Consider the following 18,121-nt stretch of genomic DNA (forward strand, 5'->3'; position numbering starts at 1 on the left):
CTCAGGTATGCCTGACTTCGTATCAGCTATCTGCGGTTCGCCCGTACCAGCAGATGGACGAGAAAGGGGCCGCCGATCGCCGCGGTGACCACACCGACCGGCAGGCTGACGGGCAGTGCCTTGCGCGCGACCAGGTCCGATCCGATCAGCAGCAGCGCCCCCACCATGCCGGAGGCCGCCATCGGCGGCGTCGGGCACCGCGCCAGTCGCATCGCCACCTGCGGCGCGACCAGCGCGACGAACGGGACCGGGCCCGCCGCGCTCACCGCCGTGCCGGCCAGCAGGACCGCGCACAGCAGGAGGACCGCCCGCACCGCCGAGTAACGGACGCCCAGGCCCGCCGCGACGTCGTCGCCGAGGTGCATGGGCTTGAACTGGAAGGCGGCACCGGTCACGACGACCAGGAGGGCGAGCGTGCCCCAGAAGGCCGGCCAGACCTCGTCCCACGACCGGTTGTCCAGGGAACCGACCAGCCACGCCTGGGCCTGGGCCACGTCCCTGATGTCGGCCGTGACCAGCAGCCAGGTGGTGATCGCCTGCATCACGGCGCTCACCGAGATGCCGATGAGGATGAGCCGGAAGCCGTCGATCCCACGCCGCCAGGCCAGGAAGTACACCAGCAGCCCCGTGCCGAGCCCGCCCGCGAGCGCCGCCGCGGACAGGCCCACGGAGTCGACGACCGCCGCGGCCGTCCCGCCCGACACCGTCACCAGGAACACCGCGGTCGCGCTCGCGCCCGCGGTGATCCCCAGGACGTCCGGGCCGGCCAGCGGGTTGCGGGCGACGGACTGCGTGATCGCCCCGGACACCCCCAGCGCGATCCCCACGACGAGCCCGGCCAGGGCACGCGGCATCCGCAGGTCCATGATCACGAACTCGTCGACCTGCTCCCCCTGCCCGAGGATCGTGGCGGTCACCCGGGACAGGCCGATCGGGAAGTCCCCGACACCGATGGACAGGCAGAACAGCAGGAGGGCGGCCGCCGCCAGCAGGAACGTGACGAGGACGATCCAGGGCCGCCAGACGAACGACACAGGGCCGAGCCTGACGCCCGGCGCCACCGATGACTTCACGTCCGCCCCGTTCACGCGCTCTTGAACTTTCCGCGCCACACCAGAGCCGCGAAGAACGGGGCGCCGAGGAGGGACACCAGGACACCCGCGTCCAGCTCGCCCGGCCGCACCACCACACGGCCCACGATGTCGCAGACCAGGAGGACGACGGCGCCGAGCAGACCCGCACAGGGCACCAGCCAGCGGTAGTCCGGTCCGGTCAGGTGGCGGGCCACGTGGGCGACCATGAGTCCGATGAACGCGATGGGGCCGCACGCGGCCGTCGCCGCGCCCGCCAGCAGGGTGATGGCGGCGATGCCGACGGTCCGGCTCAGGGCGATGTTCACGCCCAGCCCTCTCGCCACGTCGTCGCCCAGGTTGAGCAGGTTGATCGCGGGCAGCGTGGTCAGTGCCAGCACCAGCCCGGCCGCGATGAACGCGGCCACCGGCCAGATGACGTCGAATCCGACACCGGCCACGGAGCCCGAGTTCCAGAACCGCAGTGCGTTCAGGGACTTCTGGTCCGAGAGCGCGACGGCCGTGGTCATCGCCGCGAGGAACACCGTGACCCCCTGCCCGGCCAGTGCGAGCGTCAGCGGGTTGCCGGCCCCCCGCCCGATGCTCGCCAGCCCGAACACCACGACGCCGGCGGCCCCCGCCCCCAGGAAGGCGAACCAGACGTACTGGAACGGGTCGGAGAGGCCGAACACGGCGATCACCGACACCACGGCGAACGAGGCACCGGAGTTCACCCCCAGCAGGCCCGTGTCGGCGATCGGGTTGCGGGTGTACCCCTGGATCAGCGCCCCGCCGACCCCCAGGGCGACGCCCGCCACGATCGCGAGCACCGTCCGGGGCACCCGGACGGTCCGCACGATGAGCCGGATCTCGGTGAGCCGCTGGTCGGGGTCGGGCGGCGCGAACAACCCGTGCCACACCTCGGCGGGACTCAACGCGCGCGCACCGACGGCCAGTGACACCGCCGCCGCGATCACGAGAATCCCCACCAGGGTGCCCAGGCCCACAATCCGCCGCCGCCGGGCCCGGGTTGTGACCCCGGACGGGGCGCGCTCCACCGCAGTCGTGCCCATGTGGACGTACGTTATCCCTTTGATCAGCCCTGGCGGGCGTGGCTGCCCGTGCCGTCGGCGACCGGTTCACGGCCCCGGTCGAGGAGCGAGTCCAGGATCTCGCCGACCCTGACGGCGGTGTTGGAGAGCAGGGACGAGGTGATGCCGTGCGTGTGCTCCGTGCCGCCCTGCAGGTAGATGCCGCAGCGCAGTCCGGGGTCCGTCGCGACGCGGTAGTCGCGCTCGACGCGGACCCGGCCCTCGTCGTCGCGCAGGCAGCGGTCGGCGACCTCGCCGAGCAGAGCGACGGGGTCGGCGGGGCTGTAACCGGTGGCGAAGACCGCCACGTCGGCGTCGAGGAGGGTCTCCTCGCCGGTGACGAGGGAGGTGACGGTGGCGTGCACCTTGTCCGGTGTCTCCTTGACTCCGGTGAGCCTGGAGACGTTGAGGAAGCGCAGGCGCTCGGTGCCGAGGACCTTCTCCTGGTACATCTGCCGGTACAGGTCGTCGATCAGGTCGATGTCCACCACGGAGTAGTTGGTGTTGCCGTGGTAGTCCATCAGCCGGCGCTTGACGGTCCCCGGCGCGGTGAAGAACTCGTCGACGGCCGTGGGGTCGAAGATCCGGTTGGCGAAGCCGCTGTCGTCGGCGGGGCTGTAGCCGTAGCGGGAGAAGACGGCGCAGATCTCGGCCTCGGGGAACCGGCGGTGCAGATAGGCGACGTTCTCGGCGGCGCTCTGTCCGGCGCCCACGACGATGAACCGGGAGGGCGAGGAGCCCTCCAGTTCGTCGACCCTCGCCAGGAGTTCGGAGTTGTGCCAGACGCGGGCGCCGCGCTCCACGTCCTCGGGCATGAGGGGGCGCAGGCCGGTGCCGATGACGAGGTTGCGCGCACGGTGGACCGCGAGTCCCTCCCCCGACCGGACCGTCACGTCCAGGTACTCCACGGCGCCGTCGCGGACGACAGGCATGACGCCGACGACCTCGTGGCCGTACGAGACCATGCCGTCGACCCGGCCGGCGGCCCACTCGAAGTAGTCGTGGAACTCCACCCGCAGCGGGAAGAGGTTCTTGTGGTTGATGAAGTCGATCAGCCGTCCCCTGCTCTTGAGGTAGCAGAGGAAGCTGAACTCACTGGCCGGGTTCCGGAGCGTCACCAGGTCCTTGAGGAAGGACACCTGCATGGTCGCGTCGTCGATGAGCATGCCCCGGTGCCAGCCGAAGCGCGGCTGCTGCTCGAAGAAGTGCGCGGTGACCGCTTCCTCCCCGCCGGCGCGTGCGTTGTGCTCGCTGAGCGCGATCGCCATGGCCACGTTGGACGGACCGAAGCCGATACCAATGAGGTCGTGGATCAAAGGGGCGTCGCCGGGACGAGCCTGTGCCATGTCACTCCCATCGTGCGGTGCGGCGGCCGTGCGGGGGCAGGCAGCCGTTGGTCATGCATCGGGAAGTACGGACGTCCGGGCATGCCGAAGATCAGCCACTCGGAACTTAGGTAAGGCTAAGCTCAGTTTTACGGAGCTGTCCATAGAGAAAACGGGCCCCCGGAGGCACGTCGGCCATCAACACGCCCTCGAATGCGCCCCGTTGACCACTTAGGTAAGCCTTGCTTTACTGACCACGGCCATACCCTGCCCCGAGGAGGAACCCCATGCGGGTCGTCATGTTCGGTTACCAGACCTGGGGGCACCGCACCCTGCGAGCCCTCCTGGACTCCGAGCACGACGTGGTCCTGGTCGTGACCCACCCCAGGAGCGAGCACGCGTACGAGAAGATCTGGAGCGACTCGGTCGCCGACCTCGCCGAGGAGAACGGCGTACCGGTCGTGCTCCGCAACCGCCCCGACGACGACGAACTGTTCGCCCGCCTCAAGGACGCCGACCCGGACGTCATCGTGGCCAACAACTGGCGTACGTGGATCCCCCCGCGCATCTTCGGCCTGCCCCGCCACGGCACCCTGAACGTGCACGATTCGCTGCTGCCGAAGTACGCCGGCTTCTCCCCGCTGATCTGGGCACTCATCAACGGCGAGCCCGAAGTGGGCGTCACCGCGCACATGATGAACGACGAGCTCGACGCCGGCGACATCGTGCGGCAGGAGTCGGTGCCGGTCGGGCCGACGGACACCGCGACCGACCTCTTCCACAGGACCGTCGACCTCATCGCACCGGTCACCATCGGCGCCCTCGGCCTGATCGCCTCCGGGCGGACGGAGTTCACCCGGCAGGACCGCTCGCAGGCGAGCTTCTTCCACAAGCGGTCCATCGAGGACAGCCGCATCGACTGGACGTGGCCGGCCGCGGACCTGGAGCGTCTGGTGCGCGCCCAGTCCGAGCCGTACCCCAGCGCCTTCACCCACCACAAGGGCAAGCGGCTCGAGGTCCTGGCCGCGGTCGTCTCCGAGGGGCGTTACGGCGGCACACCCGGCCGCGTCTTCTACCGCGAGGGCGACGGTGTGGTGATCGTCGCCGGCGCCGACGCCCGCACCGGCCGCAACCACGGCCTCGCCATCACCCGCGTACGGACCGAGGACGGCCGGGAGCTGCCCGCCACCGAGTACTTCACCTCCATGGGCGGCTACCTGACGAACCGTCCCTGAACCGCCGGCGCCGCGCCCGCGGCACCGTGCCGGCCGCCCGTGCGCGGGTTCCTCGCGCACGGCACGGACCGCTGACGGGACGGAATCGGAAAGGACGCCGGGAACCTGCCGCGAAGGTCGGGCCGCCGGCATCCCGGAGGAACACCCGTGCTGCTCTGCCGACGGCAGAACACCGGCCCGGCCGGGCCCGACGAGCACTACGGTCCGGTTTCATGGAGACGATCACCACGCGCACGGTCGAGTACCCGGCCGACGGCCTGACGATGACCGGACACCTCGCGCTCCCGGCAGGCGCGGGCCGCCGACCCGCGGTGCTGCTCGGGCCGGAGGGCCCGGGACTCGGCGACGTCGAGCGCCGCCGGGCCGATGCGCTCGCCGAGCTGGGATACGTGGCGCTGGCCTTCGACCTCCACGGCGGGCGCTATCTGAGCGACCCCGAGGAGATGCTGGCCCGCTGCATGCCGCTGCTCGCCGATCCCGACCGGATGCGGGACATCGGCCACGCGGCGCTCGACGTGTTGCGCGCCGAACCGCGCACCGACCCCGACCGGATCGCCGCCGTCGGCTACGGCACCGGGGGCGCCGTCGGACTGGAACTCGGGCGCGACGGCGTCGGCCTGCGCGCGATCGGGACAGTCAACGGACTGATCACGGGCCGGCCGGGCGAGGCGGCGCGCATCCACTGCCCGGTGTGGGCCGGGGTCGGGTCGGAGGACCCGATCATGCCGCCCGCGCAACGGGACGCGTTCACCGCCGAGATGCAGGCCGCGGGCGTCGACTGGCGCCTCGTGGTCTACGGCGGCGCCCTGCACGCCTTTCACCACCCGCCGGTCGACCAGCCCGTGCTCCCCGGCGTCGGCCACCACCCACGGCACGCACAGCGAGCCTGGCGCGACGTCGTCGGCCTGCTCGCCGAGTGCCTGCCCGTGACGGAGTGATCCCGTCGGCAACCGCGCGCCCGGGCCGCGGACCAGGCCGGCCGTCACCCCCGCGGTCCGCGGCACCTGTCGCACGCCCGCCGCCCATCGGGGGACGCCGCTGAGCCGGGCGGCCGTCACGCTGCCGGGCCGCTCGGCTCCTGCTGCCCGAGGAGGAAGGCAGTGGCTCAGGTCCGCCCGCCGGCCGTGCAGCGGCGGGCGAAGTCCACGGTGCGGGTGAAGCAGTCCTCGACGTCCGCGTCGGTCAGGCCCACCCAGAGGTGGTTGCCGCCGCCGAGGAGTCGCAGGTCGGGATGGTGGCCGGCCCCGCGGAGGGCTTCGGCGAGGCGGACGGACTGCCGGGCGGGGACCAGGACGTCGTCGGTGCCGTGCAGGAGCAGGAAGGGCGGTGCCTGGGGGCCGACGTGGGTGACCGGGCTGGCGTCGCGGGCCGTGCCGGTCCGCTCCGCCGGGGCGCCGCCGAGCAGCAGGGCCTCGAAGCCGGCCGGGTCACAGGCGTCGTAGGCGCCCTCGGGATGGTCCTCGGCGAGTGCGGGCAGGTCGGTGGGGGCGTACCAGGTGACGCAGCCGGCGACGGTGCCGGCGGGCCGGGTGAGGGCGGTCAGGGCGGCGAGGTGCCCGCCGGCCGACTCGCCCCACAGGACGGTGCGCGCGGTGTCCAGGCCGAGGTCGGCGGCGCGGGTGCGCAGCCAGGTGAGGCAGGCGGCCAGGTCGTCGGTCTGGGCGGGGTGGGTGGCCTCGCCGCTGAGACGGTAGTCGGGGCAGGCGACGGCGAACCCGGCGCGAGCGAGCCGGGCGAAGGGGCCGGGGTTCCAGTGGCGGAAGCGGGGGCCGAGGTCGTCGCGCAGACCCGTGCGCCAGGCGCCGCCGTGGACGAAGACCACGACCGGAACGGGGCCGGCGGCATCCTGCGGCAGCCACAGGTCGACGGCCAGCGGTCGGCTGCCCCCAGGGACCGCGTAGACGGCGCCGCGCAGCAGCCGTACGCCGTCGGCGGGACGCGCGGGGTGCGGCAGGGGCAGCGCGGCCGGGTCGGGCGGTGCCAGCAGGTGGAAGGGGAAAGTCACGGTGGGTGCCTTACGTCAGCGGGCCGTGCGGGGCAGGATGCGGCGGGCGTTGGCGGTGGTGAGCGCGCGCCAACTGGTCGCGCCGTCGGGTGCCGGGGCGGCGTCCAGGCCCGCGACATGGTCCTCCACCCCGGCGGCGGGGGTCCAGCAGTGGTCGCTGCCGTACAGGAGCCGGTCGCTGCCGACGAGGCTCAGCAGGGCGGGGAGCTGGCGGGGCAGCGCGGGTCCCGCGAGGTCGTAGTGGAGGCGGCGGAGCTGTTCGACGGCTCCGGGGGCCTCGGTGCCCTCGGGCATGAACATCCTCATGAAGCCGTCGATGCGGTCGGCCAGCACCGGCAGGGCGCCACCGCAGTGCGGCACGATCACCGTGAGGTCGCGGTGGCGGTCCAGCGTCCCGGCCATGAGCAGGTCGGTGACGGTGCGGGCGGTGTCGAAGACGAACTCGACCATCGGGCGGGGGCGTCCGAGGGCAGACCGCTCCCAGCACACCGGGGACGTGGGGTGCAGGAAGACGACGGCACGGCGCCGGTCGAGCTCGGCCCATACGGGCTCCAGGTCCGGGTCGCCGAGGTAGGTGCCGTGGGTGTTGGTCTCCAGGACCACCCCGTCGGCGTGCAGGGTGTCGTAGGCGTACGCGATCTCCTCCAGGGCGCCGTCGACGTCCGGGAGCGGCAGCGAGGCGAACAGACCGAAACGGCCGGGGTGTTCGCGTACGGTCCCGGCGCCGGCCTCGTTGACCTCGCGGGCCAGGCGGCGGGCGGCGGTGTCGTCGCCGAAGTGGACGCCCGGCGAGGAGACCGAGAGCATCGAGGTCCCGATGCCGCAGCGGTCCATCAGCTCCAGGTGCGCGGCCGCCGACCAGGTGGGCCAGGCGGGGACCCCGTCGGGGAGCTCGTGTCCGGCCTCGCGGGCCAGGCGGACGTAGGAGTCGGTGAGGAAGTGCGCGTGGACGTCGAGGTATCCGGGGGTGTCAGGGGACACGGGGGGTTCCTTCTTCTGCGGCGGACGGAGGGGGAGCGGGACGACGCCGGGCCGGGCGGTCGCGTACGGCGGTGGCGGCGCGTTCGCCGAGCACGATGCCGGCCAGCCCGGTCAGGCCGAGGAGCGGCGGGGCGGGTGAGGTGAGGTCCATCGCCCAGTACAGCGCCCCCATGAGCAGACCGGCGGCGAAGGAGAGGCCGGCCTTGCGGAGGGGACCGCGCGCGGCACCGGCGGCGCTCACAGGGTCTCCAGCACTGCCTGGCCCAGCAGCATGCCCAGCAGTCCGGCCAGCGCGACCGGGGGCGGCGCGGGCGACTCGACCCGCACCAGCACGTAGGCCACGCCGACCAGCGCTCCGGCGATCAACGCCTTCAGGTACGGCATGGACCGCTCAGCTCCCGGTGCGCCACTCGTGGTCGGGCAGGAAGGTCACGTCGTACCGCTGCGGCACGGTGCCGAACTTGTGCGGCTCGGGCACGAACGGCCGCCGGGGAAGGCCGAGTTCGTCGGTGGGGGTGCCGAGGTTCTCGAAGAACCGCTCGAAGGTGCCGCCCGGTCCCGCGGCCACGCCGACGATCCGGCTGTGGTGGCGTTCGATGCGGTAGGCGTGCGGGCAGTTCTTGGGCACGAACCCGAAGTCGCCCGCGGTGAGCAGCTTCTCGTACTGCTCGCCCTCGAGGTCCTCGACGAACAGCCGCACCGCGCCGTCGGTGATGTAGAAGACCTCGTAGGTGTCCGGGTGGGAGTGGGCGGGGATGATGTCGCCCTTCGGGCCCTCGCAGGTGAAGAAGTTGAAGGTGCTCTCGGTCTGCTCGCCGCCGGCGTAGACGGTGAACAGGTCGGTGAACAGGTGGGCGCGGTCGCCCTTGCCCTTCTCGATGAAGTACGGCTTGCCCGGCTCGGGCGGGATGTGGGAGCGCTCGCGGTAGCGGGTGGCGAACTCGATGGTCATGGTGGTCCTTCCTGTCGAAGAAGCCGAAGGGGTCGAAGAGGTGGAAGGAAGAAGGAAAAGGGACTCGGCCGGGGTGTCGGCGGCTCGCTCCGCGCCCGTTGCGGCCTCTCTTCCTCAAGCTAGACCGGCGGGAAGGGACGGCCTACGTACACTCGGGCACACGATGAAGGAAAACGGACAGTTCCCCGTGGGCCGTGCGGCGGCCGGCATCCCGGCCCTGTCGTACCGGCCGACGCCCGGCAGGCCACCGGGCCTGGAGGTCCTCGACCTGCCCGGACTCGCCGCCCGCGCCGACGAGCGGGGGCTGCCCCTCACGGTGCCCGGACGTCCGGCGTTCCACGTGGTCGTCGCGGCCCGCGGCGGGCGCCTGGCGTGCTCGGTGGACTTCACCTCGTACTCCCTCACCCCGGGGGCCTGGCTCTGGGTGTGGCCCGGACAGGTGCTCCAGCTCCCCGACGGGCACCGGGGCTGCGACGCCACCGTCCTGGTCTTCCCGACGGGTTTCCCCAGCGCCGCGACGGACGCGCTCATCCGGGACGGCGCGCACGTCCCGCACCGTCTCGTCACGCCGGACGAGCCGCGCCAGACGGCCCTGCTGCGGCTCCTGGACTCCCTGGTCGAGGAGCACGCCGCGCTGTCCGACCTGTCGCTGGAGGCGTACATCGAGACGGTGCGGAACCTGCTGTCGGTGATCCTCATCCGGCTCGTCCATCTCGCCGACCCGCGACGGCAGGGGCGTGACGGTGGCGGCGAGCCGTTCCAGCTGTTCCGCGAGGCCGTCGAGGAGGACTTCCGCCGGACCCACCGGGTCGAGGACTACGCCGCCCGGCTCGGCTACAGCCCGCGCACCCTGACCCGTGCCACCCGGGCGGCCCTCGGCTGCGGCGCCAAGCGCTACATCGACGACCGGGTGCTGCTGGAGGCGAAGCGCCTGCTGATCCACAGCTCGCTGCCGCCCGTCGCCATCAGCGAGCACATCGGGTTCACCTACCCGACGGTCTTCAGCGCCTTCTTCGGCCGGCACACCGGTATGACGCCGACCGAGTTCCGGTCGCTGACGAAGCCCTGAGGCCGGGGTCAGCCGGCGGCGGGCTCCTCCTCGGGGTCGCGCAGCCGCGGGATGAACACGGAGAGCACCAGGGCCACGACCGTGACCGCGGCACCGAGCCAGAAGATCCCGGAGTAACCGGCGTCGAGGTAGAAGGCGGTGCCGTCGACGGTGGTGCTGTGCGTGCCGAGGACGGCGTAGGCGCCGGCGGTCACGACGGCACCGAACAGGCTGATGAGCATGTTGAGCATGCCGCTGCCCAGCCCCTGCTCGTCGCGCGAGACCACGCCGATCACCAGGACCGGTGCCACCGAGACGACGACGCCGGCGCCGACGTTGGCGACGCAGGAGGTGACGATGAGCTGGAGTTCGTCACCGTGGAAGAAGCCCACGAGGGTGTAGCCGACGGCCATGACCGCCAGACCGGCGCACCACACCCGGCGCACGTCGAAGCGGCGCAGGTACCGGCTGACCAGCATGCCGGTACCGAACATCACCAGGTTCCAGCTCACGCTGACGACCGCGTTGTGGTGGGCCGTCCAGCCGAGCCCGTCCGACACGCCCGGGATGGCGGGGTACAGGGCGAGCAGGATGGCGAGACCCGGCATGGTGAAGGCGACCGTCTGGCCGAGACCACCGGCCGTCAGCGCCAGGGCGACCGGGCGGCGGCGCAGGACCCGCAGGTCCAGGATGGGATGGGCACTGGAGCGCTCGACGAACAGGAAGGCGATCAGCGCGGCGGCCCCCGCTGCCAGCCAGCCCAGGGTTCGTACGTCCGCCCAGCCCCAGCTCTGCCCCTGGCCGAGGGCGTAGACCACGGCCGTCAGACCACCGCCGAGGACCAGGCCGCCCGGCCAGTCGAGGCGGGACCCGAAGGCGTGCCGGGGTGTCTCCGGAACCAGCAGCGCGATCAGTGCGAAGGCGACCGCGGTGGCGGCGGCGAGGAACCACAGGACCCCGCGGTATCCCCAGGTGTCGATCAGCCGGCCCGCGAGGAAGGGCGAGACGATGGCCACCAGACCGACGCTGCTGCCCATGATGCCGCTCGCCTGCTTCACCAGCCGGGCCGGGAAGACGTCCCGCACGGCGGCGAACGACAGGGCACCGAAGGGACCGTAGAACCCGGCGATCGCCCGGCCCGCGAGGACCAGCCAGAAGCTGCCGGCCAGCGCGGCCAGCAGTTCGCCGAGGGCGCCCAGGGCCGTCATCGCGAGCATGACGCGCCGCTTGCCGTGCAGGTCTCCCAGCTTGATCACGAAGGGGGTGAGCAGGGTCGACACCAGGGTGAGGGCCAGTCCGAACCACACCACCTGGGTGGTGTGGAACGCCTGGGCGACGCCCGCGGTGGCGTTGGCCCCGAGGATGCCGCCCGCGGCGAGCAGCTGGGTCGGCCAGGCGAGTGCGATGAGGATCAGGACCAGACGGGGAGTCCACCGCCCGTCCGCGGGGTCGCGGGGCGCGTGGTCGACCGTGGGGCTTGATGACGGCGTCGTCATGCCAGCCCTCCTTTCACGGAGGTGCCGAGGGAAGGGGAGCATGTGGGGGAAGGGCTGAGGACGGGCTGCCGTAACGCGGTGCTCACGGAGATGTGACGGCGCGGCAACCTGTCGTCGCGTGGCTCGATGATGACCTGAACACCTAGTGACCGCTAGGTTTCGAGAGTGTGGCCCACCTCACACAGTCCGCACACGGAGGGCACGGCCGGCCGCCACCCCGGGCCCCGCCGGTACTGTTCTGGCATGGCGACACCCAGGGGACCTCGCGGCCACTACACGGCGGGCCGGGCGCGGCGCACGCAGATCCTGGAGGCCGCCCTGCTGCGCTTCGGCAGGGACGGCTACCGCAAGACCTCCCTCGCCCGCGTCGCGCGGGACGCCGAGATCACCGACGCCGGACTGCTGCACCACTTCCGCGACAAGCAGCAGCTGCTGCTCGCGGTCGTCGAGTACTGGCACGAACGCATGGACGTGCAGTGGGAGCGTGTCTCCGACTCGGTGCGGGACGCCTTCCGCTGCCACCTCGAGGACACGGCCGAGACGCTCGGCATGCCCGGCATGGTGGAGCTGGCGGTCGTACTGACCGCCGAGGCCACCGCACCCGACCACCCGGCCCACGGCCACTTCACCACGTGGCAGGAGAAGGGTGTCGCGGAGCTCGCCGACCGGCTGCGGGCCGGCAGTCGCAGCGGGGAGCTGCTCCCCGGACTGGACCACGAGGGCATCGCCCGCGAGTGCGTCGCCATGGACGCGGGACTGCGGCAGCAATGGCTGGCCGCGGGGCGGTCCTTCGATCTGATCGCGGTCATGCGCGCCCACCTCGACCGCCTGCTGCGGGGCATCTCCGCGAGCGGGCAGGGACTGTAAGGGTTCCCCCGGAGCCGCCGGGCCGCGACCCACCCCATGTTTGTCATGCGCATGACCTACTGAAGCGACCCCTCGCACGTGCCGCACGTCACACACTCGAACACCTAGTAATCACTAGGTGTTCGCTGCATGATCGTGCCTGCTCCCCCGTCGCCGCCTAGAAGGGCGCCATGAACCACCACTGGACCGCACGCGTCGTCAGCCCCCGCATGTCCGCTCCCACCGAGGGGGCCCGCCCGGCCGCGCTGCTGCGGAGCGAGTTCACCGCGCGGACAGCCGTACGGTCCGCCCGGCTCCTGGTCACCGCTCTCGGCGTCTACGAACTGGAGCTCAACGGCACCACGGTGGGCGACCACGTGCTGGCCCCCGGCTGGACGAGCTACCGCCACCGGCACCGCTACCAGTCCTTCGACGTCACTCCCCTGGTCCGGGAGGGCCGCAACGCCTGGGGCGCGCACCTGGCCGACGGCTGGTACCGGGGCCTGCTCGGGTTCAACGGCGGCACCCGGGACATCTACGGCGAGCGCACCGGACTCCTCGCCGAACTGCGCCTCGAGTACGCCGACGGCACCACCGAGACCGTCGGCACCGGGGACGGCTGGCGCTGGAGCGCCGGGCCGGTCCTCGCCGCCGGTCTGTACGAGGGCGAGGAGTACGACGCCCGCCGGGAGCGGGCGGGCTTCGGCGAGGCCGGCTTCGACGACTCGGCGTGGCAGCCGGCCGACGTCATCGACTTCGACACCACCGTCCTCTTCCCGGCCGACAGCCCGCCGGTGCGCCGCATCGAACACCTCGCGCCCGTCGCGGTCACCACCTCGCCCACCGGACGCACGGTCCTCGACTTCGGCCAGAACCTCGTCGGGCGGCTGCGCATCCGGGTCCGCGGCGAGGCCGGCCGCACGGTGACCCTGCGCCACGCGGAGGTCCTCGAGAACGGTGAACTCTGCACGCGTCCGCTGCGGCACGCCGTCGCCACCGACCGCTACGTCCTGCGCGGCGACCCGGCGGGCGAGGAGTGGGAGCCCCGCTTCACCTTCCACGGCTTCCGCTACGCCGACGTCGAGGGCTGGCCCGGCGACCTCGACCCGGCCGACGTCACGGCCGTGGTCGTCCACAGTGACCTGCGCCGCACGGGCTGGTTCTCCTGCTCGGACGCCTCCCTGAACCGCCTGCACGAGAACGTGGTGTGGGGGATGCGCGGCAACTTCGTCGACGTGCCCACCGACTGCCCGCAGCGCGACGAGCGACTCGGCTGGACCGGCGACGTCCAGGTCTTCGCCCCCACCGCCGCCTTCCTCCACGACGTCCGTGACTTCCTGCGCTCCTGGCTGCGCGACCTCGCCGCCGACCAGGGCGCCGACGAACGGCGCGTGCCTCCCGTGTTCAGCCCCGACATCCCCGTGATCACCCCGGTGCCGATCCCGCCCGGCAACCCGCCCATGGCCGGCTGGTGCGACGCGGCCGTCGTCGTGCCCTGGGTGCTGTACGAGCGCTACGGCGACACGGAGGTGCTGCGCGGCCAGTACCCCTCGATGCGCGCCTGGGTCGACGCCGTCGACCGCCTGGCCGGGCCGGACCGGATCTGGGGCGAGGGGTTCCAGTTCGGCGACTGGCTGGACCCGACCGCCCCGGCGGACGATCCCGGCCGCGCGATGACGTCGTCCGCCCTGGTCGCCACGGCGTACTTCGCGCACTCCGCGCGGCTGCTGGCCCGAACCGCGGAGGTCCTGGACGACCACGACGACGCCGTCCGCCACCACGCCCTGGCCGACGCGGTCCGCGATGCCTTCCTCGCCCGCTTCCACACCGGCGGCGGACGTCTGGCGGAGGAGACGCAGACCGCCTACGCCCTCGCCCTGTGCTTCCGGCTGCTCGAGGACGACGCCGAGCGCGCCGAGGCCGGACGCCGGCTGGCGGACCTGGTGGCGGAGCGCGGCCACCGCATCGGCACCGGCTTCCTCGGCACTCCCCTGGTGTGCGACGCGCTGGCCGACACCGGACACGTGGACACCGCCTACCGGCTGCTGACCCAGCGGTCCGCCCCCTCGTGGCTCCACCAGGTCGACATGGGTGCCACCACCGTGTGGGAACGCTGGGACAGCATGCTTCCCGACGGCACTGTCAACCCCGGCGAGATGACCTCCTTCAACCACTACGCGCTCGGCGCGGTCGCCGACTGGATGCACCGCACCGTGGCCGGTCTGGCTCCCGCCGGGCCGGGCTACCGGCGGCTGCTGGTCCGCCCCCGCCCCGGAGGCGGCCTCACCTGGGCCCGGGCCGAGCACGAGACGCCGTACGGCCGGGCCGGGGCCGGGTGGAGCCGGGAGGGCGACAGGCTGCGCGTCGACGTCATCGTGCCGCCCCACGTCACCGCGCTGGTCGATCTGCCGGATGCGGAGCCCGTGGAGGCCGGGTCCGGCCGGCACACCTTCTACGCGCCGTTCCCCGCGACCGCGCGGTGACGCCCGACGACCACACGTCCGGCCCCGCGGGGCGCCCCGCCACTGCCCTACCTGAACCAGTGTGAGGAGCACACACATGACACACACCAGCCTGCCCGACACCTTCCTGTGGGGCGTCGCCACCGCGGGACACCAGAACGAGGGCGACAACAGCGCCAGTGACACCTGGTTCCTGGAGCACACGACACCCTCGCTGTTCCGTGAACCGAGCGGTCCGGCGTGCCGCGGTTACCAGCACTGGGAGACGGATCTCGACCTGGCCGCCGGGCTCGGTCTCAACGCCTTCCGGTTCTCCGTCGAGTGGGCCCGCGTCGAACCCGAGCGCGGTGTCGTCTCCGCCGAGGCCCTGGACCACTACGAGCGCAAGGTCGACGGCTGCCTCGAGCGCGGGCTCGCCCCCATGGTGACGTTCAGCCACTTCACCGCACCGCACTGGTTCGCCGCGGCCGGTTCCTGGACCGCCGCCGACGCCCCGGCCCGCTTCGCCGAGCAGTGCGACCGCGTGATGGCGCGCTTCGGCGACCGCATCGCCTACGGCGTCACCCTGAACGAACCCAACCTGGAACAGCTGCTGCAGGAGGGCGCGAAGCTGCCGGCCGAGGCCGAGGCGCTCAAGACGCGGATGCTCGCGGCCGCCGCGCACGCCGCCGGGAGCGAGACCTACGCCAGCGCGAACGTCATCCCCGCCGACCGGCAGGACGAGTTCCAGGCCGCGTTCACCCGGGTCCACCGGACCGCCCGCGACGCGATCAAGGCCCGTCGCGCCGACCTGCCCGTCGGTGTCTCCATCGCCATCGCCGACGAAGTGGCCCTCCCCGGCGGTGAGGAGCGCCGGGACGCCAAGCGCGCCGCCGTCTACGACCACTGGCTGCGCGAGGCGCGCCACGACGACTTCATCGGCGTGCAGAACTACGAGCGCGTCGTCCACGGCCCCGACGGCGAGGTGACGCCCGACGGCGAACGCAACGGGATGGGCACCGTCATCGAGCCGGAATCCCTCGCGGGCGCCGTGCGCTACGCCCACGAGGTGTCCGGGGTGCCGGTCCTCGTCACCGAGCACGGCATCCAGACCCCGGACGACGCACAGCGCGCCGCCTTCGTCCCCGCCGCCGTCGAACACCTCGCGGCCGAGGTGCGCGCGGGCACGCCCGTCCTCGGGTACTGCCACTGGACGCTCGTGGACAACTTCGAGTGGATCTTCGGATACGGCGCCCGGCTCGGGCTCCACGAGGTCGACCGCGAGACCTTCGAGCGCCGCCCGAAGCCGAGCGCGAAGGCGTACGCGGACGTGGTGCGACGCCACCGGGGCCCGCACATGTGACCCGGTGTCCCGGCCGGCTCAGCGGCGCAGGGCGGTCTCGCTCTCCATGTGCGACAGCTTCTCGGGGTTGCGGACGGCGTAGAGGCCGGTGATGAGGCCGTCGTCGACGCGCACCGCGAGGACGGTGTCGAGCACGCCGTCGAGCCCGACGATCAGCGCGGGGCGGCCGTTGACCTCCGCCGACCGCAGCGACACCTCGGCGGTGAGCCTGCCCAGCCCGCCCTGCAGCAGGCGGGCCACCTTGTCGGCTCCCACGACGGGCTTGAGGACGGCCTGCTTGATGCCGCCTCCGTCACCCAGGAGGACGACATCCGGCGCGAGGACGTCGAGCAGGCCCTGCAGATCACCCGTCTCGACCGCCCGCCGGAAGGCGTCGAGGGCGCCCCGTGTCTCGGTCGGTGACACGGCCCCGCGCGGCCGGCGTGCCGCGACGTGCGCCCGTGCCCGGTGCGCGATCTGACGCACCGCGGCCGGGTTCCTGTCGACGGCTTCGGCGATCTCGTCGTACTCGAGGCCGAACACCTCGCGCAGCACGAACACCGCCCGCTCGGTGGGGGCGAGCGTCTCCATCACCAGCAGCATCGCCATCGAGACGCTGTCGGCGAGCTCGACGTCCTCGGCCACATCGGGTGCGGTGAGCAGCGGCTCGGGGAGCCAGGAGCCGACGTAGGACTCCTTGCGGCGGCCGAGCGTGCGCAGCCTGCTCAGCGCCTGGCGGGTGGTGACCCGTACGAGGTAGGCCCGCCGGTCCCGCACCGCGGCGAGGTCGACGCCCGCCCAGCGCAGCCAGGTCTCCTGCAGCACGTCCTCCGCGTCGGCGGCCGAGCCGAGCATCTCGTAGGCGACGGTGAACAGCAGGTTGCGGTGGGCGACGAACGCCTCGGTCGCCGCGTCCGTGTGCTCTGTGTCCTCGCTCTTCACCGGCTGCTCCCGCTCTGTCGCTTCCCACGGTCCCATGCACACAGGACGCCGGCCGCCGCGGTTCTGTGACATGTGCGGGGGAGGCCGGTCCGGACCGACCGTCCGCCCCGGTGTTCCGGCCGTGTTCCGGCCGGGACGCCGGGCGGACGCCGGGGCGGGGCCCCGGTCGGCGGGTTGTCAGCAGCCGATGGGTGTGGAGCCGACGGCCACGTCGTCGAACCACAGTGTGTCGTCGCCCGTCCCGTAGCTCTCCCAGCCCAGTCGCAGGGCGGTGGGGCGGGGCGGGGTGGTACGGGCGAGCCATTGCCGGTCGATGTCCTGCGTCGGCACGCCGTCGGCGTGCAGGCCCGGAATCCGCTCGTCGCCGAGCCAGGTGTCGAGTCCGGGGGCCGTCGTGTCGACCGCGAAACGCAGACACTGCCAGCTTCCCGTCGGCAGCGGCCTGCTCAGCGCCACGCCGGCCGGGCTCTGCGCGGGCAGGGTGGCGTCGTCGCTCTCCCGGTTCCACTGCAGGGCGCCGTTCTGGCCGCCGACGCGCAGGCTCCGCCCGCTCTGGGAGGTGTCGGGCAGGGACACGAAGGTGACGTGGGCGGAGGGGAGCGCGGTGGTGTGCCTCACCCACATGCGTACGTGCATCACCGGACCGACCGAGGACAGGTCCGCGGTGGCGGCGACGAAGGCGTGGTTGCAGTAGCCGGCCCGGCCGTCGACCCGCAGCGACCGGCTGCCGCTGTGCGCGACGGCGGTGTCCACGGCGGCCGTCCCGGTGCCCTGGCAGTCGGGTGCGGTGAAGCGCCAGTCGCCGGACGGAGCGGAGCCGGTCTGGTCCTCGAAGTCCGAGCAGATCACCGCGCCGGCGCAGTCCGCGCTCGGTGGCGGGGTCGTGGGCGGCGGGGTGGTGGGGGGCGTGGTCGGCGGCGTGGTGCCGTCACCTCCGCACGGCACGCCGTTGAGGGTGAAGTCGCTCGGTGCGGGGTCGGCCGAACGCCAGGTCCCCTGCAGGCCGAACTCGGCGGCACCTCCCGTGGGCAGCGCGCCGTTCCAGCTCGTACCGGCGGCGACGACGGATCCGCCGGTCTGGGTGACGGTCGCGTTCCACGCCGAGGTCACCTGCTGGTCGCCGGTGTAGGTCCAGCTCAGCCGCCAGCCGTCGAGCGCCGGACCGAGATTGGTGACCTTGATCTGTGCGGTGTAGCCGTCGGCCCACTTGTTCACGGTGTAGTCGACCCGGCAGCCGGTCTCCGCACCGCTCGCGGGCAGCACCGTGAGGGCGGACGCCGACAGCACGGCCGCGGTGAGGACCGCGGTCCAGGGCCGGCGCGGTAATCGTGCGAGGAGAGCGCGCAC

Annotated in this window: 17 protein-coding genes; 6 read left to right on the forward strand and 11 right to left on the reverse strand. The window is 72.7% G+C overall.

The genetic code is table 11. The features are described from left to right. Nucleotides 1-26: 26 nt before the first annotated feature. From ACH4VX_RS31015 to ACH4VX_RS31025, 3 genes are read right to left on the reverse strand one after another with little or no spacing between them, the layout of a single operon-like run. A complete protein-coding gene (locus ACH4VX_RS31015) occupies nt 27-1,088 on the reverse strand; it encodes a FecCD family ABC transporter permease (RefSeq protein ID WP_398372037.1) in 1,062 nt (353 codons plus the stop codon). Continuing rightward, nucleotides 1,085-2,143, reverse strand: coding sequence for a FecCD family ABC transporter permease (locus tag ACH4VX_RS31020; RefSeq protein ID WP_398372039.1), 1,059 nt, complete (start codon nt 2,141-2,143; stop codon nt 1,085-1,087). Before ACH4VX_RS31020 ends, ACH4VX_RS31015 begins: the two co-directional genes overlap by 4 nt. A gap of 23 nt (nt 2,144-2,166) precedes the next feature. Further along, a complete protein-coding gene (locus ACH4VX_RS31025; RefSeq protein ID WP_398372041.1) occupies nt 2,167-3,507 on the reverse strand; it encodes a lysine N(6)-hydroxylase/L-ornithine N(5)-oxygenase family protein in 1,341 nt (446 codons plus the stop codon). Between the two features lie 266 nt (nt 3,508-3,773). On the opposite strand from ACH4VX_RS31025, the gene ACH4VX_RS31030 reads away from it, so the two are divergent. Beyond that, nucleotides 3,774-4,721, forward strand: coding sequence for a methionyl-tRNA formyltransferase (locus ACH4VX_RS31030; RefSeq protein WP_398372042.1), 948 nt, complete (start codon nt 3,774-3,776; stop codon nt 4,719-4,721). A 212-nt stretch (nt 4,722-4,933) separates the two neighbouring features. Then, complete coding sequence (locus tag ACH4VX_RS31035; RefSeq protein WP_398372043.1) at nt 4,934-5,659, forward strand: dienelactone hydrolase family protein; 726 nt, start codon at nt 4,934-4,936, stop codon at nt 5,657-5,659. A gap of 167 nt (nt 5,660-5,826) precedes the next feature. Here ACH4VX_RS31035 and ACH4VX_RS31040 read toward each other — a convergent pair whose 3' ends face one another. Genes ACH4VX_RS31040 through ACH4VX_RS31060 form a run of 5 tightly spaced genes read right to left on the reverse strand, consistent with a single transcriptional unit; the run spans nt 5,827 to nt 8,659 of the window. Further along, on the reverse strand, nt 5,827-6,726 hold the full coding sequence (locus ACH4VX_RS31040) for an alpha/beta hydrolase fold domain-containing protein (RefSeq protein WP_398372045.1): 900 nt from the start codon (nt 6,724-6,726) through the stop codon (nt 5,827-5,829). A 15-nt stretch (nt 6,727-6,741) separates the two neighbouring features. Further along, the gene (locus ACH4VX_RS31045; RefSeq protein WP_398372047.1) at nt 6,742-7,707 is read right to left on the reverse strand and encodes an amidohydrolase family protein; all 966 of its coding nucleotides are present in this window, start codon (nt 7,705-7,707) and stop codon (nt 6,742-6,744) included. Continuing rightward, the gene (locus ACH4VX_RS31050; protein WP_398372048.1) at nt 7,697-7,948 is read right to left on the reverse strand and encodes a DUF1427 family protein; all 252 of its coding nucleotides are present in this window, start codon (nt 7,946-7,948) and stop codon (nt 7,697-7,699) included. Before ACH4VX_RS31050 ends, ACH4VX_RS31045 begins: the two co-directional genes overlap by 11 nt. Next, nucleotides 7,945-8,091 (reverse strand): DUF1427 family protein, encoded by a 147-nt coding sequence (locus ACH4VX_RS31055; RefSeq protein WP_361749152.1) that lies wholly within the window; start codon nt 8,089-8,091, stop codon nt 7,945-7,947. The genes ACH4VX_RS31050 and ACH4VX_RS31055 overlap by 4 nt, the downstream gene beginning before the upstream one ends. Before the next feature lie 7 nt (nt 8,092-8,098). Further along, a complete protein-coding gene (locus ACH4VX_RS31060) occupies nt 8,099-8,659 on the reverse strand; it encodes a quercetin 2,3-dioxygenase (protein ID WP_398372050.1) in 561 nt (186 codons plus the stop codon). A 163-nt stretch (nt 8,660-8,822) separates the two neighbouring features. Here ACH4VX_RS31060 and ACH4VX_RS31065 point away from each other — a divergent pair, with 163 nt between their 5' ends. After that, complete coding sequence (locus tag ACH4VX_RS31065) at nt 8,823-9,728, forward strand: helix-turn-helix domain-containing protein (RefSeq protein WP_398372052.1); 906 nt, start codon at nt 8,823-8,825, stop codon at nt 9,726-9,728. An 8-nt stretch (nt 9,729-9,736) separates the two neighbouring features. Here the strand turns inward: ACH4VX_RS31065 and ACH4VX_RS31070 are convergent, their stop codons facing one another. Next, on the reverse strand, nt 9,737-11,203 hold the full coding sequence (locus ACH4VX_RS31070; protein ID WP_398372053.1) for an MFS transporter: 1,467 nt from the start codon (nt 11,201-11,203) through the stop codon (nt 9,737-9,739). Nucleotides 11,204-11,446: 243 nt separating this feature from the next. Between ACH4VX_RS31070 and ACH4VX_RS31075 the strand changes: the two genes are divergently transcribed. From ACH4VX_RS31075 to ACH4VX_RS31085, 3 genes are all read left to right on the forward strand, one after another. Then, the gene (locus tag ACH4VX_RS31075) at nt 11,447-12,070 is read left to right on the forward strand and encodes a TetR/AcrR family transcriptional regulator (RefSeq protein ID WP_398372055.1); all 624 of its coding nucleotides are present in this window, start codon (nt 11,447-11,449) and stop codon (nt 12,068-12,070) included. Nucleotides 12,071-12,240: 170 nt separating this feature from the next. Next, nucleotides 12,241-14,532 (forward strand): family 78 glycoside hydrolase catalytic domain, encoded by a 2,292-nt coding sequence (locus tag ACH4VX_RS31080; RefSeq protein ID WP_398372056.1) that lies wholly within the window; start codon nt 12,241-12,243, stop codon nt 14,530-14,532. Nucleotides 14,533-14,608: 76 nt separating this feature from the next. Then, nucleotides 14,609-15,853 (forward strand): family 1 glycosylhydrolase, encoded by a 1,245-nt coding sequence (locus ACH4VX_RS31085; RefSeq protein ID WP_398372058.1) that lies wholly within the window; start codon nt 14,609-14,611, stop codon nt 15,851-15,853. A gap of 18 nt (nt 15,854-15,871) precedes the next feature. On the opposite strand, the gene ACH4VX_RS31090 is transcribed toward ACH4VX_RS31085, so the two are convergent. Both ACH4VX_RS31090 and ACH4VX_RS31095 read right to left on the reverse strand, forming a co-directional pair. Next, nucleotides 15,872-16,810, reverse strand: coding sequence for an RNA polymerase sigma-70 factor (locus tag ACH4VX_RS31090; RefSeq protein ID WP_398372059.1), 939 nt, complete (start codon nt 16,808-16,810; stop codon nt 15,872-15,874). A 141-nt stretch (nt 16,811-16,951) separates the two neighbouring features. Then, nucleotides 16,952-18,121, reverse strand: a complete 1,170-nt coding sequence (locus tag ACH4VX_RS31095; RefSeq protein WP_398372060.1) for a cellulose-binding domain-containing protein — start codon at nt 18,119-18,121, stop codon at nt 16,952-16,954.

Source organism: Streptomyces sp. NPDC020731, from assembly GCF_044334705.1.
GTDB lineage: Bacteria > Actinomycetota > Actinomycetes > Streptomycetales > Streptomycetaceae > Streptomyces.